This window comes from Janthinobacterium sp. TPC_1, assembly GCF_056037845.1.
Window position 1 is genome coordinate 4,729,254 of the sequence record NZ_CP195157.1, and the last position, 23,111, is coordinate 4,752,364.

The following is a 23,111-nucleotide window of genomic DNA, read 5'->3' on the forward strand; positions in this document are numbered from 1 at the left end:
TGTAGATAGATCAGATGAATGTGTTCGCATCCTTCGATCTGGCGCAGCGCTTCCTTGACGGCGTGCTGGGTCGTCGTTTCCGCCTCGACCACCATCACCACTTGCCCCATCTGGCCCACCAGCGCGTGCGCCTCGCTGGTGATCAAGAGGGGCGGCGAGTCGAAGACGACGACGCGGTCGGCGTAGCGGCTGGCGATCTCGGCCAGCAGGCGGCTCATGGCGCGGCTGGCCAGCAATTCCGTCGCGTGCTTGTTGCTGCGCCCGGCGGGCAGGATGCTCAGGTTGGCCACGTTGGTTTTCAGGATCACGTCGGCCATGGCCAGCTGCGGGTCGAGCAGCACGTCCATCAGCCCCGGCTCCGGCGGCAGGCCCAGCACTTTCAGCACGGACGGGCGCGCCACGTCGGCATCGACCAGCAGCACCGTGATATCCATTTCCATGGCGATGCTCATGGCCAGGTTGACGGCGCAATACGTCTTGCCTTCGCCGGGCCGGGCATGGCGCTGGTGACGACGATCAGGTTGCCGTTGCGGATGGCCTCGGCGCCGCTGGCGCGCGCCTGGCGCAGCAGCGGGCGCTTGATGATGCGGAAATCCTCGGCCACGGCGCTGCGCCCGCCATCGTGCGTGAGCATGCCTTGCTCGGCCAGCCGGTCCAGGTTCAGGGGCCGGTACTGCGGCGACCTGGCCGCCTCCGCGCCATCCACGCCATACGGCACGCTGGCCTCGGCCACGCCGAGTATCGTCGGTTCCTGCTTGCCGCTGTCCTTGCTGCTCATCGTCGCTCCCCTGGTGGCTCTAGAATTTCAGCAGCGCGGCCGTCATGACCCCGCCGTACAGCAGGAACAGGCTGCCCAGGCAGGCGCTGAACACATAGCGGGCGCGGCGCCGGCGCACCTGCTGCAGCGGCGTCCAGTTCATCGATACCGTGCCCAGCACGTTCAAGCCCGTGGCGTCGCGCAATTCGGAAGGGCTGAGGAAGGTGGGGCGCACCTGGCTGATCAGCAGGGCCGTGGCCACGCCGGCCACCAGGGCCGCGCCCAGCGCCGCGGAAAACAGCAGCGGGCGGTTCGGGCCGACGGGCGCATATTGCACCGTGGGCGGATCGATGATCTTGAAGGCCATCATCTCGGTGGTGGAGCTGAGTTCGCCCGACAGCTTGGCCGCTTCGCGCCGGCCGATCAGCTTTTCATAGTTTTCCTTGTTGATGATGTAGTCGCGGTTGAGCTGCGCCAGCTGCGATTCCACCTCGGGCACGGCATTGCTTTGCGCCAGCAGGCGCTCGTTGCGCGCGCTGTATTCCTGCACCCGGGCGCGGATGGCGGCCACCTTGGCGTCCGCGTCCGTCAGCGCCACCTTCAGCTGCTGCAGCATGGGGCTGTAGTTCTTGCCCGGGTCGCCGGACGCCGTTTTCAGCTTGCTTTCCTCGATCTTGCGTTCTTCCAGCTGGGCGATGAGGCGCTTCGAGGCGATGATGTCGGGATGCAATTCCGTAAATTGCATGCGCAGGCTGTCGAGGTTCTTGTTGAGCGTGGCGATGCGCTCGTCGAGTTCGGGATTCGTGATCGATGCCGCGTTCGGCTCCAGGTCGAGCACGGGTTCGTCGCCCTCGATCTGGCTCTGGATGGCCTTGCGCGCCTGTTCCGCCTCGACCAGTTCCAGCTTGGCATTGTTCAGGCTATCGGACGACATCAGCAGCTGGCTGCCATAGTCGATGCCCTGGCGCGGCAGCAGCAGGTTGTTGCGGATCTTGAATTCCTTCACCAGGTTTTCCGCCGCGCTCAGCTTGTCCTCGTAATTCTTGATCTGTTCGTCGATGAATTGCACCGCCTTCTGCGAATCGCCCTTCTTGCCTTGGAAACTGCCTTCGACGAAGATGGTCAGCAGGCTTTGCACCACGTCGCGCACCAGCTTCGGGTCGCGCCCGCTGTAGCTGATGGTGTAGATGTCATACGCATTGGTGCCCGTGATCTTGATGCGGCTCATCAAGTCATCGAGCTGGCTGGGCTTCGTGCTCGCGCGCCGTCTTCGAATCGAGGTCGAGGTCGACCATGCGCATGACGCGCTCCACGTTCGGGCGGCTGAGCAGGGTGCGGCTCATGATGGCCACCTGCTGTTCCGTGTTCGGCACGCTGGTCATGCCGGCCAGCAGGGGCTTGAGGATGGTTTGCGTATCGACAAACACGCGCGCCGACGTCTGGAAGTCGTCGGGCAGGGTGATCACCTTGATGAAGCCGGCGATGGCCACCAGCCACGCCACCAGGACCGCATGCCAGCGGTATTTCCAGATGCCTTTCAGACCGGAAAGCAGTTGCTGTATCAATTGCTCCATGTCGCTTCCTTCGGGTAACGGTGCTGCACGGCAGATGGGCGGGCGACGGCGTCTTGCAAGAAATGCTTGCCTGTTGAGTAAGCAAAGTATAGGGCGGCTGAGGGGCAAGATTTCCCCAAATGATTGCTTCTTGATACGCCTCAAGGTTCACTTGCCCGGTTTTAATAATCATAGGAAGTTCGCGGCCCAGGCTGGTTCTGCGGGGCCGCCCATGGACGCGCCATCGACTCGAAGAGGCTCCGCATGAATCTGTTTCGCCGTGCATTTGTCATCAACGCGCTGGTCCTGGCGGGCAGCGCCAGCCTGCTGGGCGCCTGCCGCACGCCCCATCCGCCAGCGCCCACCGATGACAGCGCGCCCATGCACGATTACCTGATCGGGCCGGGCGACTCCGTCAACATCATCGTCTGGCGCAATCCGGAAGTGTCGCTGACGGTGGCCGTGCGGCCGGACGGCAAGATCACCACGCCGCTGGTGGAAGACCTGGCGGCCAGCGGCAAGACGTCGACCCAGCTGGCGCGCGACATCGAGCAAGCCCTGGGCAAGTTCATCCAGCAACCGGTGGTGACCGTCATCGTCACCAATTTCTCGGGGCCGTACAGCGAGCAGATCCGGGTCATCGGCGAGGCGGCCAAGCCGCAGGCGCTGCCGTACCGGCTGGGCATGTCGCTGATGGACGTGCTGATCGCCGTGGGCGGCATCACCGACTTTGCCGCCGGCAACAAAGCCAGCATCATCCGCATGCGCGAAGGCAACCAGCAGCAGCTGGGCGTGCGCCTGGACGACTTGCTGAAGAATGGCGATATTTCCGCCAACGTCATGATGCGGCCGGGCGACGTCTTGCTGATACCGGAGAGTTTCTTTTAGGCGCGCCTTCAATGGTGTCAAAACAGCATTTATATTTGCAATTTTGCACTGTTTGGCAAATTTTATCGTGTAATTTTGCCATTCAAATGTAAATTTCTTCTGTTTTTTTGTATTTGCTGGGAACTTCTCCAGTTTTTGTCTTGTCACAAGGCATTGGCTTCAGTCCGTTTCGACGGCTGCCGATGAACGTGAGGACAAGATGAGCTTTGACGACGAACCCATTATTTCCTTCGACACGCCAGGTACTTTCAGCGACCTGGTGGTGGGCGAGGGGCAGATCGATCCGGCCATGGAGCACGAGCTCGACCTGCAGCGCTTTCATATCCGCATGGCCAATTCGCGTGGCCGGCGCGAAGCGGCCAGTTTGCTGATCCGCAAGATGTACGGCTGGCGCGGCTATGCCGTCGATCCCGATCCCGGGATCGCGCATGCGCTCAACAAAATTACCCTGTTCGCGGAAACGGCCGGCTCCACCGTCGGCACCATGACCCTGTGCCTGGACAATGACGAGACGGGCTTGCCCGCCGACGAAAACTTCCGCGACAAGCTCGACGTGCTGCGCGAGGAGGGCCGCCGCCTGTGCGAACCGTCGCGCCTGGCCATCGACAAGGGCGTCAGCAAGCGCGTGTTTGCGGCGCTGATCCATATTTCTTATATCTATGCCCACAATATTCACGGCTTTACGGATTACGTGATCGAAGTCAATCCGCGCCATGTGGTGTTTTACAAGCGCATGCTCGGTTTCAAGGACTTCGGCGGCGAACGAGAGTGCACGCGCGTGGGGGCGCCGGCCGTGCTGCTGCGCCTGGACCTCGACTACATGGGGGCCCAGATACGCAAGTACGGCGGCATGATGGAACAGCATGGGGGTGAACGGTCGTTTTACCCCTTTTTTTTTCCGACATGGGATGAGCCTGGCATTACCGACCGGCTCAGGCAGGGGCGCAACTGATTTATTTGCTTTTCAGCAGGATCGCCTGCATGTGGCTGCCCGGAATCGCGTACGTGATGCCGCTGGGCGCGGTGATGGCCGCCTCTTTCAGGCCCTTCACATACACCATGTTGACGATGCCGTAGACGAGACCGGTCTCGGGATCGAACAGGGGGCTGCCGCTGCTGCCCGGGTATGCCGTCGCGTCCAGCTGGAACACCGTGTACGGTGCTTTCTGCAGTTGCGCCAGGCGCCGGGTGTCCAGGCGCTGCGCGTTGGCGCTGGGCCTGACTACCGGCGTCAGCGATGACACGGTGGCGCGGTGCGTCACGTGGTGCAAACCCAGCAAGCTGCCCAGTGGAAACCCCGTAAACGCCACGCCATGGCCTGGCCTTCGCGCACCGTGGCCGCGTCGCCCAGCGCCAGGGCCGGCAGCGGTGCGCCGGCCAGGCGCAGCAAGGCCAGGTCGTGCTCCGTGTCCACCGCCTCGATTCTGGCGGGGCGAAATTGCGCCCGCTCGCCCTGGCCCGTGAGTATGCCGAGCGATTCGTCCGGATTGGCGTCGAGCAGTTTCTGCACCACATGGGCGCAGGTCAGCACGCTCAAGCCGTCGCCCGCCACGAAGCCCGTGCCGAGAAAATTCACCGGCGGCGTGCGCGTCGTCTGCAGGCTGCCCACGCCGACGATGGACGGCTTGAGGCGCGCGATGGTTTGCGCCAGCGGCGCTTCCGCGCGGCACGGCGTGCCGGCCAGCAGCAGTGCAAGGCAGAACAGCTGGGCGCGGAAAAATGTCGACGGCAGGGCTTTCATGGCGGCGTGCTTTCAAGGGGCGGAGGTGGCGGGGAGGGGGCCGGGCCGAGCAGCGCGCACAGCAGCATCAGATAGCACAACAGGGCGATGCGCGGCACGTCGAGCAGGCTGTCGAACAGGCCGACGACGAGAAAACCCAGCAGGGCGGCGGCGCAGGCCAGCGCGCCCGGGTCGCCCCGCGCCGCCTGGCGCAGCAGGCGCAGGCCGGCCACGGAAAGCAGGGCCAGCAGGGACAATGCGCCGCACCAGCCCGTTTCCACCAGCAGGTGCAGCGCCATGCTCTTGATATGCCACGGCAAGTGATGGTGGTCGCTGCTGAAAAACCAGTAATTATTGGCCTGCCTGAAGCGTCCGTTGGCGATCAATTCCTCGCCGCCCGGCGCGCGCAAGCTCAGATTGTCGACCTCGAGCACGGACGAGTCAGCCGTGCCGCTGGCCGCCAGTTCCAGCTGCACGGGCGGACGCAGCAGCCAGGCGCCGGCGCCCAGCCAGGCGCTGTCGAACGGCACTTCATGGTGCTGCCAGGCGCCGGCCGGCGTGCCAGGCGGCGGCGCGTGCAGGCGCAGAGGGATGTTCACGCAAGCTTGTGCATATAGCAATTGTCGCTGGCACAGGCGCACCAGCAGCACGGGCATGGGGCCGGCGCGGCGCGCATCGAGCGCCAGGGTATAGCGCGTGGCCGGCTGCACGGGCAGCCGTTGCAGCAGGCGCAGCAGTTCGCCATAGCCGGCGCTGTAGCCGGGACTGGCCAGGCGCACATAGGTGTTGGGGGAATTGCCAGGCTGGCCGTCTTCTTGCGCATACGCGATGCTGGCCGGCACTTCGCGCCCCGGATTGTGCCAGTAATAGGTGGCGGGAAAGCTGCCCATGCCCATGCCGAACAGGCGGTCGCCCCAGTCGGGCGGCTGCATGGCCAGCACTTGCCGCCAATGGCGTAAGCGGCCCTGCATGTCGAAGGCCGTGGTGGCGAAACGTTCGGTGGCGTAATAGCTGGCCGAGACGGGGATGGCCAGCAGCAACAGGATGCCGGCCGCGCCCGCGATGCTGAGGCTGGCCCGGTCCAGCCGCCACAGCGGCGTGCGCAAGCGGCCGTTGTACAGCATCAGCATGGCCAGCAGCACCACCAGGCCGGCCGGCGTCAGGGCGGCAGCACCCGCCCAGTGCCAGCCTATCCAGGCCAGATTGCAGGCCAGCATGGTCCACGCCATCATCGCCAGACCCAGCCTGGCCGCGCCTTTGCCGGCGTGACCGGCCGGCCGCAGGGGGCCGGGCAGCAGCACGGCCGCCAGCAGCATGGCGGCCAGCAGGAACAAAAAATACGGGCCTTTCAGCCAGCCGGCCGCCTGGTGGCCGGACGGTTCCGGCCACCAGGCGGCCAGCACGCCCTGCAGGCACAGCGCGCACAGCAGGCTGGCCGGCGCCAGGCGCCACGGCAGGGGCCGCGCCGCCAGCACGAAGCTGGCCGCGAGCAGGACGACGGCGGCGAGCAAGCCCCGGTAGCCGGCCACGCCGAACATGTACACGAGCAGGACGGTGCCCAGGGCGGCCAGCAGCAGTTTCAGCAACAGGCTGCGCCCGCGCCGCCGGTCGGGCGGACGCGGCGCGCCGGGCGCCGTCCGCAGGGTTTGCGACAAGGCCAGCAGCATGGCTGCCGCCAGGGCCGCGTACAGGCCGCGCGAAAAAGTGGTGAACGCCGCATGCAGGGCCAGGGCCAGCAGCAGCATGGCCAGCGCCGCCTGCCAGCGGCTGCGGGCGCAGGCCAGCCACAGCGCGGCAAACGGCAGGCTCAGGGCCAGGTAGCCGTCGAGTGCGGCGCCGCCCGTGTGCATGGCGGAAAACGGCGCCGTGATGCGGTAGTCGCTGGACAGGTTCAGCAGGCCGGGAAACACGGCCCGTTCCCACAGCGCGAACAGCGAGACCATGGCCAGCCCGGCCAGCATGCCCGGCAGCGCATAGCGGCGCAGGGTGGACGCATCGCCGTCGCGCAGCAGCAGCGGCAGCAGCAGCATGCTCCAGGCCCAGGCCTTGCCGAGCCGCAAACTGTTGTAGGGACTCAGATAATTGTCCCAGGCATTCGCGTCGAGGGGGGCCAGCGGCAGGACGCCCCGCAGCAGCGCCGCCAGCCAGGCCAGGCTGCACAGCAGCAAACATATGCGGGCGCCCGGCGAGAGCCGCGCCGCCGCGCTCTGGGGCGGTCCGCCCAGGCGCCAGTAGCCGCACGCCACCGTCAGCAACAGCAGCACGTCGATTTCTTCGAGGAAGAACCAGCCCGTCCACGGCGCCAGGTCCAGCACCGGCAGCAGCGCGGGCACGCAGAACAGCCAGCTGGCGGGACGCCAGCACAGCAGCAGGAAATAGGCGGGCAGCAGGACGGCAAACAGCAGGCCGGGCCAGCCGTGGCCCAGCGGGTAATGGCGCAGGGCCAGCGCGCAGGCCGCGCCCGCCAGCAGGGCCAGCGGCCGCGCTGCCAGGCCGGGCAGGGCAGCTTGCATGGCCTTAGAGCCGGGTCAGCAAGGCCTGCGCCGCGGCCCGCTGCGGAAAGTCCTTGTTGGCGGCCAGCAGTTGTTCCAGTTGCTTGCGCGCGCCGCCCTTGTCGCCCGCTTGCGCCAGGGCCGCGCCCAGGTGGTACTGCACTTCGGGCGATTTCGGCGCCAGCCCCGCCGCCTTGCGCAGCAGCGCCGTGGCACGCTTGACGTCGCCTTGCTGCAGGACGATCCAGCCCAGGGTGTCGAGCACGGCGGGATTATCGGGCGCCAGCTTGAACGCCTGCTCGGCCGTCGCTTGCGCGCGCGGATCTTTTTCCTGCTGATAGGCCCAGGCCAGGTCGTTCAGTGCCATCACATTGTTGCCGTCCTTGCCCGCGATGTACTGCAGGTGATCGATGGCGCCGCGGTATTGTCTGGCGGCCAGCATCGCGCCGGCCAGGTAGGTGCGCGTGCCCAGGTCTTCCGGGTGTTCCTTCAGCCATGCCGCCATGCGCGCCTCGGCTTCGCGCGCCTGTCCCGACGCCAGCAGGGCGCGGTACAGCTGCAGCTGCATGGGACCGATCTTGCTGATCTCGAAAGCACGCTCGTACAGCTTGACGGCTTGCTGCGGCAGTTTCTGTTCCATCAGCACGTCGCCCTCGAGCTTGTAGCCGGCCGCCAGCTTCGGGTGCTGTTCCTGCACCTGGCGCGCCACGGCCAGGGCCTCGCGCTGGCGATTCAGGCTCAGCAGCATGACCACTTCGATCACGCGCGCTTCCAGCAGGTTCGGGTCTAGTGCCTGCGCCCGCTTGACGGCCAGCAACGCCTGATGATGGTCGCCCAGCGTCATGTGCAGGCTGGCGATGCGCATCTGCAAGGGCGCCGAGCCGCTCTGGATGCTGGCCAGTTTGTTGTAGCTGTCGAGCGCCGCCTGCGCCTGGCCGGCGCCGTATTCCACCTGGGCGCGCAGGGCCAGGGCATCGGCGTCGCCCGGATGGCCCGTCTGCAGGGTGCGCGCCAGTTGCAGCGCCTTGTCGGGCGCGCCCGTTTTCAGGTAGAAGTTACTTAATAGCAGGGCTGGCGCGACGGCGTCGGGATTGTCGCGCTGGGCCCGTTCGAGCCAGCGCCGCGCCTCGTCCGTCTGGCCCTGCGAGGCGGCCAGCTTGGCCAGGGCGGCGCACAGGTCCGCATTTTTCGGCGCCTTTGCCAGTGCCCGCTCGAAACGCTGGCGCGCCTGCTCCGGTTTTTTCTCGGCCAGGTCGATCTGCGCCAGATTCTCCAGGGCGGGAACGTACACGGGGTTCATCGTCAGCGCCTGCTCGAAGCTGGCGCGCGCGGCCCGCACGTCGCGCAAGGCCAGGTAGACGCCGCCTTTCAGGTTCAACAGCAGGGGATTCGTGCCTTTCTGCTGTTGCTCCATCATCTGGACGCTGGCCAGGGCCTTGTCGTTCTGCTTGTTGCGCAGCAAGGTCATCACCAGCATGGTGCCCGCCTGCGGCGTGCTCTTGTCGAGCATGCTGGCGCGTTCCAGTTCATTGATGGCGCGGCTGTTCTCGCCCTGGCCCAGGCGGCTGATGCCCAGCGCCGTATGCAGCTTGGCCGTGTCCGGCGCCAGGGTGCTGGCCTTTTCGAAATACGCCGTCGCCTTGTCGTATTCGCGCGCGCGCAAGTGGGCTTCGCCGGCCATCGACAGCAATTCCACGTCTTCGGGGTAGGCGGCCAGCATGGGCAGCAGCAAGGCCAGGGCCGCATCGCTCTTGTTGCGCATCAATTCGATCGAGGCCATCATCTTGATCGCATACAAATGCCTGGGATACACGGCCAGGAAGCGCTGCAGATAGCTTTCCGCCAGTTGCGGCGAGCCGAGCGCCAGCTGCACGGCGCCGGCCAGCAGGATGGTCGGCATGTGGTCGGGCGCCACCTTGAGCACCAGTTGCAAGGCTTGCAAGGCCGCCTTGTTCTTGCCCTGGCGAAAATCGAGCAGCGCCTGGGCTTGCAACAGGCCCAGGCTGTTGGGCGCCGTCTTGCGGGCCGAGGCCAGTTGGGCCGCCGCTTCCGCGTAGCGGTTTTCCGCGATATCGAGGTTGGCCAGGTCGATATGCGCCTGGGTATTGTCCGGCTTGATCTTGAGGATCTGCATGTAGGCGAGCCGCGCCCCGGCACTCTTGCCTTGCAGGCGCAGCAGGTCGCCCTGCAGGCGCAAGGCGCGTCGAGGCTGGCGGGCGCGCTTTTCAGGGCTTGCGCCAGCAGCAGCTCGGTCGCCGCCACCTGCTGCTCCAGCGCCGCCAGGCGGGCCAGGCCCAGCAGGGCCTCGACCTGGCCCGGATGGGCTTCCAGCAGGCGCGTAAACAGGGCGCGCGCCTCGTCCTGGCGCCCCAGGGCCAGCAAGGCGTCGCCGCGCAGGCCCAGCACGTTTGCGGGCTGGGCCGCATCGTCGGGGATCTCGGCCAGTACCTTGTCGAACTGGCCCAGCATCAGCCAGGCCTTGGCCAGCAGCGGCATCACTTGCTGCGCCGACAGGCCCAGCGACTTTGCCCTGCGCAATTCTTTTTCGGCCGACAGCGATTCGCCCGTGTCGATATAGATGCTGCCCAGCACAAGCGCGCCGCCGCATTGTCCGGTTCCTTTTGCAGCAGGTTCTTCAACTGGATGATGGCGGCCCGCGCCTCGCCCTTCTGGCGGTACTGCTGCGCGTCGGCCAGCAGGGAGGCGCTGCTTTGCGTGCCGTTGCAAGCCGTCAGCAAGGGCAGCAGCAGGGTGCAGCACAGCGCGGCGGCAGGCAAGCCAGGAAAAGGGCGGGACAGGGAACGGGCCATGGAAGTCTCCGGTAGCGGCGTGCATGAGGGATGGGCATGGCCTAGCTTAAAAAGATGGCTGCCGCTCTCCTTGATTGCGCTCAACAAGCCGCCGATTCGCCCCGCGCCCGGCCGCCGTAGCCCTGCGTTCCTTGTTCCTGCTCAAGAATGGCCGGTCCGGCAACCGTAGAATTTCCTGGACGGCGTTGCTCAGGCCGCAACCATTGGGAGCACAGGCATATGGACAGCAAGGTGGATGGCAAGGCGGATGTGGTGGCGGTGGTGGGACTCGGCTATGTGGGCTTGCAGCTGGCCGTGGCGTTCGGCATGCGCCAGCGCACGATAGGCTTTGACTTGTCGGCACGCAAGGTGGAAAGTTACCGGCGCCATGTCGATCCCACGGGCGAGGTAAGCACGGAACAGCTGCGCGCGGCGCAATGGCTGAGCGTCGGCTGCGATCCGGCCGAACTGCAACTGGCCGATTTCATCGTCGTGGCCGTGCCCACGCCCGTCGACAGCGCGCACAATCCCGATTTCTCCGCCCTGGCCGGCGCCAGCGCGGCCGTCGGCCGCCACATGCGGCGCGGCGCCATCGTCATCTACGAGTCGACCGTGTATCCGGGCGCCACCGAAGAAATCTGCATCCCCATCCTGGAACAGCATTCGGGCCTGCGCTGGAAGGAGGATTTTCACGTGGGCTTTTCGCCCGAGCGCATCAACCCAGGCGACAGGGACCACACCCTGCACAGCATCCGCAAGGTGGTCTCGGGCGACGACGCGGCCACCCTGGAAAAGGTGGCGGCCCTGTACGAAGGCGTGGTCGAGGCCGGCGTGCACCGGGCGTCGAGCATCAAGGTGGCGGAGGCGGCCAAGGTCATCGAAAACACGCAGCGCGACCTGAACATCGCGCTGATGAACGAGCTGGCCATCATCTTCGACCGCATCGGCATCGACACCCTGGAAGTGCTGCAGGCGGCGGGCACGAAATGGAATTTTTTGCCGTTCCGCCCCGGCCTCGTGGGCGGCCACTGCATCGGCGTCGACCCGTATTATTTGACGCACAAGGCGGAAATGCTGGGCTACCACCCGCACGTGATCCTGGCCGGGCGCCGCATCAATGACGGCATGGCCAAGTTCGTGGCGGAAAAGACCATCAAGGAAATGGTGCGCGCCGGCTTCAAGCTGAAGGGGGCGCACGTCAACGTGCTGGGCCTGACCTTCAAGGAAAACTGCCCGGACTTGCGCAACTCGAAAGTGGTCGACATGATCCACGAACTGCAATCGTACGGCGTGCAGGTGCACGTGCACGACCCCGTCGCCGATGGCCGCGAAGCGCTGGAAGAGTACGGTTTAACCTTGGAAAGCTGGGAACAGCTGCCGCAGGCCGAGGCCATCATCAGCGCCGTCTCGCACCAGGCCTTGCTGGCCCGCCCGCTGGCCGACTTCCAGGCCAAGGTGCTGGAAAACGGCTGTTTCATCGACATCAAGTCGCATTTCGACCCCCGTCCGCTCGAGGATGGCGGCTTGCACGTGTGGCGGCTGTGATGGCGGCCGATACCTCGCATCCGGCTGCCGGCGCCAGCGCCTGCGCCCAGGCCTGCGCGCAGCTGGCGCAAACGCCGCGCCGCTGGCTGGTGACGGGCGTGGCCGGCTTCATCGGCTCGCACCTGCTGGAAACCTTGCTGAACCTGGGCCAGGAAGTGCGCGGCCTCGATAATTTCATGACGGGCCACCGCCACAACCTGGAGCAGGTGCGCGCCAGCGTGGGGGAATCGGCGTGGCGGCGCTTCACCTTCATCGAAGGCGACATCCGCGACCCGCAGGCCTGCGCGCGCGCCTGCGGCGGGACTGCGGCTGGCGTTGTCAATGTTGCCGATGTTGCCAATGTTGCCTATACCAGTGCCGATGGCGCTGCCGCCGGCAGCGGCAGCCTCGGCGCGGGCGCGGCTGCCGCTCCGGGCGGGCCCGGCGCCATCGATTATGTGCTGCATCAGGCGGCGCTCGGTTCCGTCTCGCGCTCGCTGGAAGATCCGCTGCTGTGCCACGCCGTCAATGTCAGCGGCTTCCTGAACATGCTGGCCGCCTCGCGCGACGCGGGCGTGCGGCGCTTCGTGTATGCCGCGTCAAGCGCCACGTATGGCGACCATCCGGCCTTGCCGAAAGTGGAACAGCACATCGGCGCGCCCCTGTCGCCATATGCCTTGAGCAAATATGTCAACGAACTGTATGCGCAGGTGTACGCGCGCTGCTACGCCACGCAGACGGTGGGCTTGCGCTATTTCAATGTCTTCGGTCCGCCAGGACCCGCTGGGCGCCTACGCGGCCGTCATTCCCCGCTGGATCGCCGCCATGCTGGACGGCCAGGCCGTGCACATCCATGGCGACGGCGCCACCAGCCGCGACTTCTGCTTCGTGCACAACGCCGTGCAAGCGAATATCCTCGCCGCCACGCGCGCCGACCCGGCAGCCGTCAACCAAGTCTACAACGTGGCCGTCAACGCCCGCACCAGCCTGACCCAATTGCACGCCACGATGCAGCAGATGCTGCTGGCCGCCCGACCGCAGCACGTGCCGCAGGCACCCCTGTATGGCGAGTTTCGCGCCGGCGACGTGCGCCATTCGCAGGCGGACATCGCCAAGGCGTCCCGCTTGCTGGGCTATGTGCCCACGCACGACCTGGCGCAAGGCTTGCGGCAGACCATTGCCTGGTATGTGGCAAACGCCCGAACATAGGTCGCCCCGATGTGACATAGCTAGGCAAAGTGTGTATGCGATGGCAATGGGCTGAACGAAGGTTATTGGTGGGCCTTTCGTCTATATCTATTAAGTCATGATCGTTGCGTGGACATTGGAGGGAAGGGAGCGTATTCGGTTCCCCTATCTACTTTGATGTGGATTTTGCATCCGCTGAGTGATCGCTCGATCAACTAAAGCCTGGACTGTTGAGTTAATATTTATCATTCGAATAGCCTGCATAAACTTCATTGGGCCTAAGCTAACAAATAACTTCCCAAAAACCTCATCGGCAAAGCTGCTTGAAACTACAGCGATTCCATTAAAGTCAACGACAATGGTTTGACCAGGGCATGCATTTATAATGTTTTCCAGTTTTGTAAATACTGGGCGCCCAGCCGGCCTAGATCTGTATGATATCGACTGCTCATTTAAGTTGAATGGAATCGAGGTTAGATCCTCTTTTTCATACTTTAGTTCGATGTAGTCAACAGGATTGTGTATTCTTCCTTCTATTGCAAGTGCACGCTCCAAAAGTGCAGGCTCGGAAAAATCAATGATTGCATCTACACTAGTGCCATTAAAAGGAACAGATTCATTTCTTGCTGTAACTACACCATCAACTGATCTTAATAAAAAACCATTTCCTGCATTTAACGAAAAACGCCCATTGCTCACTCTGCAAATTTCTAATGTGCCGTAAAGGCCATTGCCTTGAAAATCACTTGCATTTCTAGTGACGCCAGATTTCACTGCTTGCATTAATGCATCAGCGTCAGACTGTATTTCTGGCTTGGCTTGCCGAAGCGTCGCGGGCACCCCAATTCCAGCGTCGGCAATTGTAAACTCGACTTTATTTGCCGTCCTATCAAAAACATTTATTTGAAGAATTCCACCAATACATGATTGGCTATGGTTTATTACATTATCTGAAATTTCATTTAATGCCCATTCTACTGCGGCGAAGGTTGATCGATTTAAATTTGGGACTACCTCTAGTATTTTTTCCAATATATCATTAAGAAGTTCTTCTTGCTCTTCATGCGTTTTGTATTGCACGGCAGGATATTGTCTATTAAGTGTATTTCTACGAGGCGCATCAAATTGACGTGGGCACATAAAGTTTGCCCATCCTGCGTTTATGAATACACGTCTAACTCTATCATCGCTAGGAAGTATCACTGAAAAATCAATTCTATTGTGTCTTAAAGATAGAATGTGGGCGCATAAAGGCACCATTGCACTAGTTTGAGCATTCGAACACCTTGTAAAATCAAGTGAAATCTCTGTGTAACCACGAATATTAACTGTTTCGTGGAGTACGGCATATACCCTTCGAAGATCTTGGAGTGATATGGCTCCATCAAAGGTTATTCTGTCTCGTTCTCGTCCAATTGTTAGTGTAAGCGCCATTATTGAATTCTATGTTAAGTGTTAATTGGTGCATCAAATTAAAGATAGGTTAAATAATTTCTGAAAATTATTCCAATGTCATGAAAGTATTAAGGATTTTACAGGTGTAAAATCTTTGAATAGTCACACATTCTCACGTCTATTGCCAAGAAAATCCTACGTGATATAGGTGTGGGTGTCGATTGGTTGTTGGAGCTACATAAATTCCAAGCTCCCGACATAGAGCGTAAGCTGCACGATTGCTGCAATGTTATTTTCATGGAGCAGAAGTCTGCATGTCTGTTGAGTTCCCTGCTGAGAATCTTTATATTTTTAACGCCTTAAACTTTGCTATTTTCTTTGCATTATTGCAACTGGCATTCAATGGCGGCGCTCCACAGTACCTACAACCATTTGCCGTATCATCGGCCATTGCCCATAAAGGCAATGTAGCTAAGGTTTTGGAGGTCGGGCATGTATCAAGCGCACGGCTTTTACATGCTGCCGGGTTCTATATGGGAGGGTGGTGCGGCTGAGGCAGCGGGTGCAAAAGCAGCAGGCGGTTCCGATCAGCCGTCGGTCTTGCTGTGCAAAACCCGGGGCGTGCCCCTGAAATCGGCCGTATGCAGGGTGACGGGACGGCGCCAGATGCGGGCGATGTACGCCAGCACCTGTTCGGCCCGCTCCAGGTCGAGGCCGCGCCCATCGCGCTGGTGATCGTGGCGCAGCACCAGGCTGCCGTCGTCGTTGAGCAGGGTGACGGCGATGCATGGCGCGCCATAGTTGTATTTGGGCGCCAGGATGGCTTCGCGGATGGCCCGCAAGTCGCGGCTGGCCAGCCGGGTTTCGCCATCGCGGCGGCTCTCATGCACGAACAGGCCCAGGCGGTCGGCCAGTTCCCCGTCCAGATAATTGCGTATGAAACTGAAGTCGTCGTCGTCGCGGCAAATCTGGCGCGCCCGCGCCAATCCTTCGCGCTCGATGATGTGTTCCCACATGCAAAAGCCCAGATGATAGGGATTGACGGCCAGCGCCTGCTGATGCTCGCCCGCGTAAGGGCGCACTACGTCGGAATGCGACTTGAGGGCGGACAGGTACAGCGCCGGCGGCAGGAAGTCGGCTTCGCGCAGCAGCCGCGCATGCCAGTATGAGGCCCAGCCTTCGTTCATGATCTGGCAGGCGTACACGGGATAAAAATAGAACGACTCTTCGCGCACGGCCAGGAAAATGTCGCGCTCCCAGTCGGCCAGTTCCGGCCCGTGTTGTGCGATGAACCACAGCAAGTCGTACTCGGCTTGCGGCGGCACGAGGGGGCGCTGTGTCACGCGCGCGCGTGCCGCCTCGTGCGCCGCCAGCGCGGCCGCTTCGCCCGGCAGGCGCCGGTAGCGTCGGGCAAAGGGACCGTCCGCGCCGATGCCGTCCTGCTTGTCCGCCACGCCGGCTGGCGCGGAAAGCGCGGATGGTACGGCGTATGGCGGGCGGTGCAGCTCGGCGTGGATGTCCACATGCTGCTCCAGCGCCAGTGCCGCGTCGAGCACGGCTTCCACCTGCTCTTGGCCGTGGCGTTGCAGCGCCATTTCCAGACGCCGCGCCCGCGCCGCGCTTTGTTCCAGGATGCGCTGGCCCGCCATGGCGCCGAAGCGCAGGAACAGGCTGTTCCGGCTGGCAAAGTCGGCGTGGCCGAGCACGTGCGCCGTGACGAGGGTGTTTTCGGCCAGGGAATTGTGTTCGGCCATGTAGGCATGGCAAGGGTCGCCGGGGAACATGACTTCAAACATATGCGAGTTGCCCATCTTTTGATGGACGAGCTGGTGGATGTAGCGCACGCCGAACGACCAGTGGCGCATGCGCACGGGCAAGCCATAGATGGCGATCTCGTTCATGAAATTATCTGGCACCAGCTCGAACTCGACGGGGGCAAATCCCAGGCCCAGCTCGCGCGCCAGCGTTTCGATGCGCGCCGCGTAGCCGGCCAGCCCGGCCGTGTCTGCCGCGTCGCCATGGCGGTGAACGTCATGCCGCGTCATGCCGCGTCCTCCGTGTTGGCCGCCTCGTGCAGGAAAAAGGTGCGGATGGCTACCCACACATCGTCGGCTTTGCTGAGGATGCTGCTGTGCAAGGGCAAGCCCCGGCGTTCCTGCTCGGCGCACAAGCCGTGCATTTCCGTTTCCAGGCTGCGCGGCACGCCGGGCACGGTTTCCACATAGCCCATATAGTTGAGCATGGCGGCCAGTTCGCCCAAGGCCAGGCTGGCCGCCGCCCGGTCTTCGCTGAAATTTTCGCCATCGGAAGCATAGAACAGGTAGGCGTTGTAGCGGCCCGGCGCATAGTGCTCTTTCAGCAAGTCGCGGCTCAGAAGAAACGCCGTGGACGCCATGGTGCCGCCCATGCCATTGACCCGGAAGAACTCGGCTTCGGAAAACTCCCAGGCCCGTGTCGTATGGGCGATAAAGCGCGTTTCCACGCGTGCATACCTGCGGCGCAAGCCTTGCAGGGCAAAGAAAAAGAACGATTTTGCCAGCTTGCGCTCGGCCTGCGCCATGCTGGCCGATACGTCGAGCACGAAAAACACGACGGCATTCGCGCTGGGCCGGGGCTGCTGCAGCACTTGGCGGTAGCGCAAGTCCTCATTGGTGAAGGGCACGGGCTGCGCTTGCAGGGCGCGCCGCTTGATGGCTTCCTTGACGGTGCGCCGCCGGTCCAGGCGCGAACGGGCACCGTGCCGGTCCAGGCCGCTGCGCACCAGCCGCACTTCGTCGATGGCGCCCAGGTGGCGCGGCTTGAGGTGCGGCAGTTCGAAGGTGTCCCACAGCCAGTCGAGGATGTCGTCGATGGGGAATTCCAGCAGCAGGCGCACGGCGCCCTCGCCATCGCCGCCTTCGCCTTGCGTTCCGCTGCCGTCCGTGGCGGCGGGATGCGCCGGGCGCAGGATGTCGCCGGGCTGGCCGTCGCCCTGGCCAGCGCCCACGCTGTTGCGCGCGGGCGCCAGGCGGAAACGCGCGTGTTCGAGCAGGCGCATGGGCACTTGCACCGTGCGCTGCTGCGGCCCGCCGATCAGGTCGGGCGTGGCGATCAATTCGGGCAAGTGCGCCTGCACGGCTTCGCGCACTTTCTGGTTGTGGCGCAGCCAGTCGCGCGCGCCGCGCGAGAACAGCGCGTACCAGGGCCGGGGGCCAGGGCAGGCGCGGCCTCCGCCTGCGATGGCGCGCCGGCGGGGCGTGCCGGAGCGCCATCCCGGTTGCCGCTGCCTGGCGTGGTCGTGGCGGACATGGCTATTCCTGTGCCAGCAAGGTGGTCACGTAGTTGAGCGCTTCGCGCGCGCTGTGGGCGTCATAGCCGTATTCGTCGACCAGGCGCTGCTCGACGGCGGAAATCCTGGCCCGCACGTCGTCATCGGGGCGCTTGGCCGAGCCGACCAGGCGCAGCACGTCGCGCCGCTGCTCGAACAGATATTGCTGGATGGCATCGTGCAATTGCGCATGGCTGCCCAGGCCAAACGCTTCGCCCCGCTTGAAGGCGCTCATGGCCTTGCGCACCACTTCTTGGCGGAACGATTGCTTGCCCGAGTCGCTGATGTGGATTTTTTCTTCCACGGCGCGCAGGAAGCGCTCGTCGGGACGGCGCTCTTCGCTGGTGATGGGGTCGCGGATCTGGCGGTTGTCGAGCATGGCTTCGACTTCATCGAGATATTTGTTCAGCAAGTCTTGCGCTTCCTGCTCGAATGACACAAACAAGGCCTTGTGCACATCGGCCTTGACCCAGCGGTTATAGAAATCCTTGCGCGTGAGCACCAGGTAATCGACCCACTTGCGCTTGCGCCGCGGCTCGATGCGCGCATCGTTTTCGATGCCGTCCTTCAGGGCCAGCAGCACGTCCATGGTGGACAGGCTGTTGCGCTGGGCGGAAATGATGGCGTGCGACAGGGCGTTGATGACGAAACGGGGCGACACGCCCGACAGGCCCTCGTCGGGCGCCTTGTCGCGCTCGCGCATGCGGCGGATGTCGGCAGGCTGCAAGTCGTCCACGTCTTCGTTGGCGTAGATGCGCAGTTTCTTGACCAGTTCGGCTTCCTTGTCGTCGCCTTCGGGCAGGCGGCTGAGGATGGCAAACACGGCCGCCGCATGCAGAACGTGCGGATCGAGGTGCACGCGCGCGAAAGGCGGGCGCGGCCGCCAGGATCAGTTTGCGGTAGATGCGGGCTTCTTCGCGGTAATTGAGCGTGTACGGCACTTGCACGATGACCATGCGGTCGAGCAGCGCCTCGTTTTCGCTTTCTTGCAGGAATTTGCGAAATTCGGCCAGGTTCGTGTGCGCGAGGATGGTTTCGTCGAGGTAAATCAGGGGAAAGCGCGACACCTTGACATTCTTTTCCTGCGTCAAGGTCAGCAGCAGGTAGAGGAATTCCCGCTTGACCTTGAGGATTTCGATCATTTCCAGCATGCCGCGGCTGGCCGCATACACGGCGCCCGACCACGACCAGGCGCGCGGATCGCCTTCGTCGCCGTACTGCGCCACTTTCGACAGGTCGACGGAACCGACGAGGTCGGCCAGGTCGGCCGTCGTGGGATCATGCGGCGCATACGTGCCGATGCCGCAGCGGCCCGCCTCGGACAGGTGGATGCGCTCGACGGGCATGCGCAGGAAGTCGCCCCCGTACTGCTCTTCCAGGCGGGCGCGGCAGTGGGGGCACAATTCGCCATGCAGCTCGGCATCATAGCTGGCGCGAAAGTCGGCGCGCATGCTATGCGGCACCAGGTGCAGCGGCGATTCGTGCACGGGACAGCCGGCGATGCCGTACAGCGCGCCTTCGCTGCTGTGGCTGTATTCTTCCAGCCCCCGTTTGAGCAGGATCACCATGGTCGACTTGCCGCCCGACGGGGGACCCAGCAACAGCAGCATGCGCCGGCCCACTTCCGAGCCGGCGGCGGCCGCCTTGAAATAGGCGGCCACGCGGTCGATGGCTTCGTCGATGCCGAACAGTTCGTCGTCGAACAGGCGGCAGCGGAAGCGCCCGCTGTCATCGGTCTGGCCATTCCAGCGCATCATGTCCCACAGGTACTGGTGCGCGCTGCGCGTCAGCAGGGCCGCGCGGCCGGGCAGGATTTGCTCGATGAAGTCGGCAAAACTGCCGCGCCAGGGGCTGATGCGGTGTTTTTCTGCCCAGGCCGCCATGCCGTGCATGAAACCCGCATGCTGGCCAGCGCCAGCGGCCTGTTCGGCGCCGTCGCCCGCAGGCGCGTCGTCGTGGCTTGTCATCCCTGGACTCGTCATTGTTTCCCCATCCATACCGTTGCTGCCGTGACGCAGGCCCAGTTCCAGCCTGCCAGCCAAGTATACGGCGCGGCCACTGTCCACACGCCTGATCTGGCTCAACCTTGACGAGGGAACTATTTTTTTCCTCGCTGCCCCCATTAAGAAAGGGCAGCCATGCGCCAGTGCAGTTCAATCCAGATCAATACCGGCTGGCGCGGCCCGTCCACACTGGTGGCTTGCGGCGACCCACGAGGAGAATACGATGACAGGCATTGAGAACGGTTTCAGCGCCCCGCCGGGCAGCAGCGGCAGGGGCCAAAGCGCGGACGATGAAGAGGCCGTCGGCCAGTTTGCCGTCCCCGGCGAAGACGACAATATGATCGAGAGCGCCTCCGTCGCGGAGGTGCCCGACGCCCTGAGCGGCGTCAGCATGGAATTGCTGGAAATCAAGCGCAGCATCGAGGACGGCATGCGCCAGGGTATTTCACAGGCGGGCGGCGTGCGCGCGGCCGATGCCTTCAGCGACGGCGGCAATATCCAGGGCGTGTCCATCGGCCTGGGCGAGGGCGCCAGCGACAGCTCGTCCGGCGAGCCGGGCTTGCCTGCCTTGACCCTGTACGTGGCCGAACCCACCTCCGTCGACCGCGCCAAGGCGGCCATCGTGGGCGCCATGGGCGTGCGCGCCGTGGCCAGCGACAAGGTGCCCGTCAACATCGTCGTCACGGGCGTGATCGATGCGCAGCCGCACCGTTTCCGCCTGCGCCCGGCACCGGGCGGCGTGTCGGTCGGGCATTTCCGCATCACGGCCGGCACCATCGGCTGCCTGGCCGTGGGGCGCAGCGCGCCGCGCGACGGGCGCCTGATGATACTGAGCAATAATCACGTGCTGGCCAATTCCAACGGCGGCGTGTTCAACGATTGCATCGTGCAGCCCGGTCCCATCGACGGCGGCCGTTGCCCGCAAGACCAGGTGGCCGTGCTCGAACGCTTCGTGCCCATCAATTTCAGCGGCGGCGTCAATTATGTCGATTGCGCCACCGGCTGGGCCTGGCCAGACCGCGTGCGGCCCGAACTGGTCTACCTGAGCGGCGGCGTGCCCGCGTACTTCCGCATCAGCAATGCGCTGGTGGCGCCCGCGCTGGGCATGCTGGTCGGCAAGTCCGGCCGCACGACGCAATTGACGCAGGGCCGCATCACGGGCCTGGGCGCCACCATCAACGTCAATTACGGCAGCGGCAGGATCGCGCTGTTCCAGGACCAGATCGCCATCACGGGCCTGAGCGGGGCCTTCAGCGCGGGCGGCGATTCCGGCTCCTCCATCTGGACCTGGAACCAACAGCGCAATCCCGTCGGCCTGCTGTTTGCTGGCGGCAACAACATCACGTTTGCCAACCAGATGCGGCGCGTGGTGGTGGCGCTCGACATCAATTTATACACTTGAGTACGCCAACAGGCAGCGGTGCGGCCCCGCCGCGGCGCCTTGCCCAAGGCGGCTTTTTGTACGATGATGATCTTGTCAGGGGGCAGGAGTCGCGCATGATTGCGTCCGGCGAAGGGCGCCGCAGCACCGGGTGGCCGGGTGTATCATGGAGTGGATCAGGAGGGTGTGTCATGTCAAACAGTAAATTCGCACAATCGCCATATGCCGTCTTCGAGGACGCCGCCATGCCGTATTTGCCGGATGAGGCTCTTGCCCATGCCCCGCCGCCTGGCCGCCTGGAAGCGGCAAGGCGGCGCAACGAGCGGGCGCTGATGGCCATCGACGGCGTGGAAGGCGTCAGCCTGGGGCAGACGGCCGTGGGCGGGGAAGCCCTCGTCGTGTATCTGCGCGACTCGTCCGTCAAGCGGCGCGTGCCGTTGCAGGTCGACGGTTATCCCGTGGAAACGAGCATCACGGGCCAGATCGATATCCAGCGCTGGTATAGGCAGGCGGGCCGGGCGGCTGGCCTGCCTGCCGCCAGGTACTGCGGTGGAAAGCCTGTTGCCAGGCCTTCCATGCCGTCTTGCAGCCTGCCTTCGATCAGCCTGCCTTATTTGCTCAGGCGGCCTATCGCTTCGGCCACGCCCGCGCCATACGCGGGGTCGCACAGGGTGCAGTTGCCGATGTGGCGTTGCTTGACCTGCTCCGAGGCGCCCGAGATGGCGCGCGCCGTGTTATCGAACAAGGCTTGCTGCTGTGCCGGCGTCATCAGGCGGAACAGGGCGCGCGGCTGCGAATAGTAATCCTCGTCGACCCTGTGGTTCCAGTGGTCGGCCGCGCCCTCGATACTCAGCGGCGGCTCGCGGAAATCGGGCTGCTCGGCCCATTCCTGCGCGCTGTTCGGTTCATAGCCCAGGGTTCCCCCCTGGTTGCCGTCGACGCGCATCTGGCCGTCGCGGTGGTAGCTGTGGAACGGGCATTTCGGCGCGTTGACGGGAATGTGGCTGTGGTTGACGCCAAGGCGGTAGCGCTGCGCGTCGCCATACGAGAACAAGCGGCCCTGCAGCATCTTGTCCGGCGAAAAGCTGATGCCGGGCACGACGTTGGCCGGATTGAAGGCCGATTGTTCCACTTCCGCGAAATGGTTGTCGGCATTGCGGTTCAGTTCCAGCACGCCCACTTCGATCAGCGGGTAGTCGCCGTGCGGCCACACTTTCGACAGGTCGAAGGGATTGATGTGGTAGGTTCCCGCCTCTTTTTCCGGCATGATCTGCACGTACAGGGTCCAGCGGGGGAAATCCTTGTTTTCGATGCTGTCATACAGGTCGCGGTGCGAACTTTCGCGGTCCTTGCCCACCAGTTCCTCGGCCTCGGCATCCGTCAGGTTTTGTATCCCTTGCTGGGTTTTGAAGGTGAACTTGACCCAGAAACGCTCGTTTTGCGCATTCAGGAAGCTGAAGGTATGGCTGCCGAAGCCATGCATGTGGCGGAAGCTGCGCGGCAAGCCACGGTCGCTCATCACCACCGTTACCTGGTGCAGCGCTTCCGGCAGCGAGGTCCAGAAGTCCCAGTTGCTGTTGGCGCTGCGCAAGCCCGTGCGCGGGTCGCGCTTGATGGCGTGGTTCAGATCGGGGAATTTCAGCGGGTCGCGCATGAAAAACACGGGCGTATTGTTGCCGACCAGGTCCCAGTTGCCTTCTTCCGTATAAAACTTCAGGGCAAAGCCGCGGATGTCGCGTTCCGCATCGGCCGCGCCCCGTTCGCCGGCCACCGTGGAAAAGCGCGCGAACATCGGCGTTTGCTTGCCCACTGCGCCAAAGATTTTCGCCCGCGTGTAGCGCGTGATGTCGTGCGTGACGGTAAACGTGCCGTGCGCGCCCGATCCCTTGGCATGCATGCGGCGCTCGGGGATGACTTCGCGGTCGAAGTGGGCCAGCTTTTCCAGGAACCATACATCTTGCAGCAGGGCAGGGCCGCGCGGGCCGGCCGTCTGGATGTTCTGGTTGTCGACGACAGGCGCGCCAAAGGCGGTGGTCAGCTTTTTCATTGGACTCTTTCTTTATAGGGAGGTCAACGGACGAGCCAGGGCCTACCCAAACACTGGCTGGGCTGAG

At 63.7% G+C, this 23,111-nt stretch carries 18 protein-coding genes and 4 pseudogenes; 6 read left to right on the plus strand and 16 right to left on the minus strand.

Going from position 1 to position 23,111, the window contains the following annotated elements; genetic code table 11:
- Positions 1-92: 92 nt before the first annotated feature.
- The 4 genes and pseudogenes from ACQVLG_RS23065 to ACQVLG_RS23080 all read right to left on the minus strand — a co-directional run.
- Positions 93-452, minus strand: a pseudogene (locus ACQVLG_RS23065) (P-loop NTPase family protein); the annotation flags it as partial.
- Complete coding sequence (locus ACQVLG_RS23070; RefSeq protein ID WP_474291150.1) at positions 449-778, minus strand: hypothetical protein; 330 nt, start codon at positions 776-778, stop codon at positions 449-451. The gene ACQVLG_RS23070 and the pseudogene ACQVLG_RS23065, both read right to left, overlap by 4 nt.
- Positions 779-797: 19 nt before the next feature.
- Positions 798-1,985 (minus strand): XrtA system polysaccharide chain length determinant, encoded by a 1,188-nt coding sequence (locus ACQVLG_RS23075; protein ID WP_474295769.1) that lies wholly within the window; start codon positions 1,983-1,985, stop codon positions 798-800.
- Between the two features lie 4 nt (positions 1,986-1,989).
- Positions 1,990-2,331, minus strand: coding sequence for a Wzz/FepE/Etk N-terminal domain-containing protein (locus tag ACQVLG_RS23080; protein ID WP_474291151.1), 342 nt, complete (start codon positions 2,329-2,331; stop codon positions 1,990-1,992).
- 243 nt (positions 2,332-2,574) lie between these two features.
- Here ACQVLG_RS23080 and ACQVLG_RS23085 point away from each other — a divergent pair, with 243 nt between their 5' ends.
- Both ACQVLG_RS23085 and ACQVLG_RS23090 read left to right on the plus strand, forming a co-directional pair.
- Complete coding sequence (locus tag ACQVLG_RS23085) at positions 2,575-3,198, plus strand: XrtA/PEP-CTERM system exopolysaccharide export protein (protein ID WP_230538044.1); 624 nt, start codon at positions 2,575-2,577, stop codon at positions 3,196-3,198.
- A gap of 199 nt (positions 3,199-3,397) precedes the next feature.
- Positions 3,398-4,150 (plus strand): N-acyl amino acid synthase FeeM domain-containing protein, encoded by a 753-nt coding sequence (locus ACQVLG_RS23090; protein WP_474291152.1) that lies wholly within the window; start codon positions 3,398-3,400, stop codon positions 4,148-4,150.
- Position 4,151: 1 nt separating this feature from the next.
- On the opposite strand, the gene ACQVLG_RS23095 is transcribed toward ACQVLG_RS23090, so the two are convergent.
- From ACQVLG_RS23095 to ACQVLG_RS23120, 6 genes and pseudogenes are all read right to left on the minus strand, one after another.
- Positions 4,152-4,478 carry a trypsin-like peptidase domain-containing protein gene (locus ACQVLG_RS23095; protein WP_474291153.1) on the minus strand — a complete coding sequence of 109 codons (327 nt, stop codon included), beginning with the start codon at positions 4,476-4,478 and terminating at the stop codon, positions 4,152-4,154.
- Positions 4,457-4,939, minus strand: a complete 483-nt coding sequence (locus tag ACQVLG_RS23100; protein ID WP_474291154.1) for a S1 family peptidase — start codon at positions 4,937-4,939, stop codon at positions 4,457-4,459. The genes ACQVLG_RS23095 and ACQVLG_RS23100 overlap by 22 nt, the downstream gene beginning before the upstream one ends.
- Positions 4,936-7,431 carry a hypothetical protein gene (locus ACQVLG_RS23105; RefSeq protein WP_474291155.1) on the minus strand — a complete coding sequence of 832 codons (2,496 nt, stop codon included), beginning with the start codon at positions 7,429-7,431 and terminating at the stop codon, positions 4,936-4,938. The genes ACQVLG_RS23100 and ACQVLG_RS23105 overlap by 4 nt, the downstream gene beginning before the upstream one ends.
- Positions 7,432-7,435: 4 nt before the next feature.
- On the minus strand, positions 7,436-9,607 hold the full coding sequence (prsT, locus tag ACQVLG_RS23110) for an XrtA/PEP-CTERM system TPR-repeat protein PrsT (RefSeq protein ID WP_474291156.1): 2,172 nt from the start codon (positions 9,605-9,607) through the stop codon (positions 7,436-7,438).
- A gap of 137 nt (positions 9,608-9,744) precedes the next feature.
- A pseudogene (locus ACQVLG_RS23115) lies at positions 9,745-9,906 on the minus strand (hypothetical protein); the annotation flags it as partial.
- Positions 9,906-10,220 (minus strand): hypothetical protein, encoded by a 315-nt coding sequence (locus tag ACQVLG_RS23120; RefSeq protein ID WP_474291157.1) that lies wholly within the window; start codon positions 10,218-10,220, stop codon positions 9,906-9,908. The pseudogene ACQVLG_RS23115 and the gene ACQVLG_RS23120, both read right to left, overlap by 1 nt.
- Before the next feature lie 219 nt (positions 10,221-10,439).
- Between ACQVLG_RS23120 and ACQVLG_RS23125 the strand changes: the two genes are divergently transcribed.
- Together ACQVLG_RS23125 and ACQVLG_RS23130 are read left to right on the plus strand one after the other, a co-directional pair.
- Positions 10,440-11,744: a nucleotide sugar dehydrogenase gene (locus tag ACQVLG_RS23125; RefSeq protein WP_474291158.1), complete on the plus strand. Its 1,305-nt coding sequence runs from the start codon at positions 10,440-10,442 to the stop codon at positions 11,742-11,744.
- Positions 11,744-12,932, plus strand: a pseudogene (locus ACQVLG_RS23130) (SDR family oxidoreductase). The gene ACQVLG_RS23125 and the pseudogene ACQVLG_RS23130 overlap by 1 nt, the downstream one beginning before the upstream one ends.
- Positions 12,933-13,076: 144 nt before the next feature.
- Here ACQVLG_RS23130 and ACQVLG_RS23135 read toward each other — a convergent pair.
- Positions 13,077-13,991, minus strand: coding sequence for an STAS-like domain-containing protein (locus ACQVLG_RS23135; protein ID WP_474291159.1), 915 nt, complete (start codon positions 13,989-13,991; stop codon positions 13,077-13,079).
- Positions 13,992-14,620: 629 nt separating this feature from the next.
- On the opposite strand from ACQVLG_RS23135, the gene ACQVLG_RS23140 reads away from it, so the two are divergent.
- Positions 14,621-14,860: a hypothetical protein gene (locus ACQVLG_RS23140; RefSeq protein WP_474291160.1), complete on the plus strand. Its 240-nt coding sequence runs from the start codon at positions 14,621-14,623 to the stop codon at positions 14,858-14,860.
- Positions 14,861-14,893: 33 nt separating this feature from the next.
- Here the strand turns inward: ACQVLG_RS23140 and ACQVLG_RS23145 are convergent, their stop codons facing one another.
- From ACQVLG_RS23145 to ACQVLG_RS23160, 4 genes and pseudogenes are all read right to left on the minus strand, one after another.
- Positions 14,894-16,351 carry a SpoVR family protein gene (locus ACQVLG_RS23145; protein ID WP_474291161.1) on the minus strand — a complete coding sequence of 486 codons (1,458 nt, stop codon included), beginning with the start codon at positions 16,349-16,351 and terminating at the stop codon, positions 14,894-14,896.
- On the minus strand, positions 16,348-17,526 hold the full coding sequence (locus tag ACQVLG_RS23150) for a DUF444 family protein (protein ID WP_474295771.1): 1,179 nt from the start codon (positions 17,524-17,526) through the stop codon (positions 16,348-16,350). Before ACQVLG_RS23150 ends, ACQVLG_RS23145 begins: the two co-directional genes overlap by 4 nt.
- Positions 17,527-17,596: 70 nt before the next feature.
- Positions 17,597-18,472, minus strand: a complete 876-nt coding sequence (locus tag ACQVLG_RS23155) for a hypothetical protein (RefSeq protein WP_474291162.1) — start codon at positions 18,470-18,472, stop codon at positions 17,597-17,599.
- A 79-nt stretch (positions 18,473-18,551) separates the two neighbouring features.
- Positions 18,552-19,736: pseudogene (locus ACQVLG_RS23160) on the minus strand (hypothetical protein); the annotation flags it as partial.
- Between the two features lie 103 nt (positions 19,737-19,839).
- Between ACQVLG_RS23160 and ACQVLG_RS23165 the strand changes: the two are divergent.
- A complete protein-coding gene (locus ACQVLG_RS23165; RefSeq protein ID WP_474291163.1) occupies positions 19,840-21,018 on the plus strand; it encodes a chymotrypsin family serine protease in 1,179 nt (392 codons plus the stop codon).
- Between the two features lie 589 nt (positions 21,019-21,607).
- On the opposite strand, the gene ACQVLG_RS23170 is transcribed toward ACQVLG_RS23165, so the two are convergent.
- Complete coding sequence (locus tag ACQVLG_RS23170; RefSeq protein ID WP_474291164.1) at positions 21,608-23,044, minus strand: catalase; 1,437 nt, start codon at positions 23,042-23,044, stop codon at positions 21,608-21,610.
- Between the last annotated feature and the right edge of the window lie 67 nt (positions 23,045-23,111).

What these genes read in the sequence shown, in the direction of transcription:
- ACQVLG_RS23140 (WP_474291160.1), top strand. Translation starts at nt 14,621, where the DNA reads ATGTCTGTTGAGTTCCCTGCTGAGAATCTTTATATTTTTAACGCCTTA.
- ACQVLG_RS23075 (WP_474295769.1), bottom strand. Translation starts at nt 1,985, where the DNA reads ATGAGCCGCATCAAGATCACGGGCACCAATGCGTATGACATCTACACC.
- ACQVLG_RS23070 (WP_474291150.1), bottom strand. Translation starts at nt 778, where the DNA reads ATGAGCAGCAAGGACAGCGGCAAGCAGGAACCGACGATACTCGGCGTG.
- ACQVLG_RS23080 (WP_474291151.1), bottom strand. Translation starts at nt 2,331, where the DNA reads ATGGAGCAATTGATACAGCAACTGCTTTCCGGTCTGAAAGGCATCTGG.
- ACQVLG_RS23085 (WP_230538044.1), top strand. Translation starts at nt 2,575, where the DNA reads ATGAATCTGTTTCGCCGTGCATTTGTCATCAACGCGCTGGTCCTGGCG.
- ACQVLG_RS23165 (WP_474291163.1), top strand. Translation starts at nt 19,840, where the DNA reads ATGACAGGCATTGAGAACGGTTTCAGCGCCCCGCCGGGCAGCAGCGGC.
- ACQVLG_RS23125 (WP_474291158.1), top strand. Translation starts at nt 10,440, where the DNA reads ATGGACAGCAAGGTGGATGGCAAGGCGGATGTGGTGGCGGTGGTGGGA.
- ACQVLG_RS23105 (WP_474291155.1), bottom strand. Translation starts at nt 7,431, where the DNA reads ATGCAAGCTGCCCTGCCCGGCCTGGCAGCGCGGCCGCTGGCCCTGCTG.
- ACQVLG_RS23100 (WP_474291154.1), bottom strand. Translation starts at nt 4,939, where the DNA reads ATGAAAGCCCTGCCGTCGACATTTTTCCGCGCCCAGCTGTTCTGCCTT.
- ACQVLG_RS23090 (WP_474291152.1), top strand. Translation starts at nt 3,398, where the DNA reads ATGAGCTTTGACGACGAACCCATTATTTCCTTCGACACGCCAGGTACT.
- ACQVLG_RS23120 (WP_474291157.1), bottom strand. Translation starts at nt 10,220, where the DNA reads ATGGCCCGTTCCCTGTCCCGCCCTTTTCCTGGCTTGCCTGCCGCCGCG.
- ACQVLG_RS23145 (WP_474291161.1), bottom strand. Translation starts at nt 16,351, where the DNA reads ATGACGCGGCATGACGTTCACCGCCATGGCGACGCGGCAGACACGGCC.
- ACQVLG_RS23170 (WP_474291164.1), bottom strand. Translation starts at nt 23,044, where the DNA reads ATGAAAAAGCTGACCACCGCCTTTGGCGCGCCTGTCGTCGACAACCAG.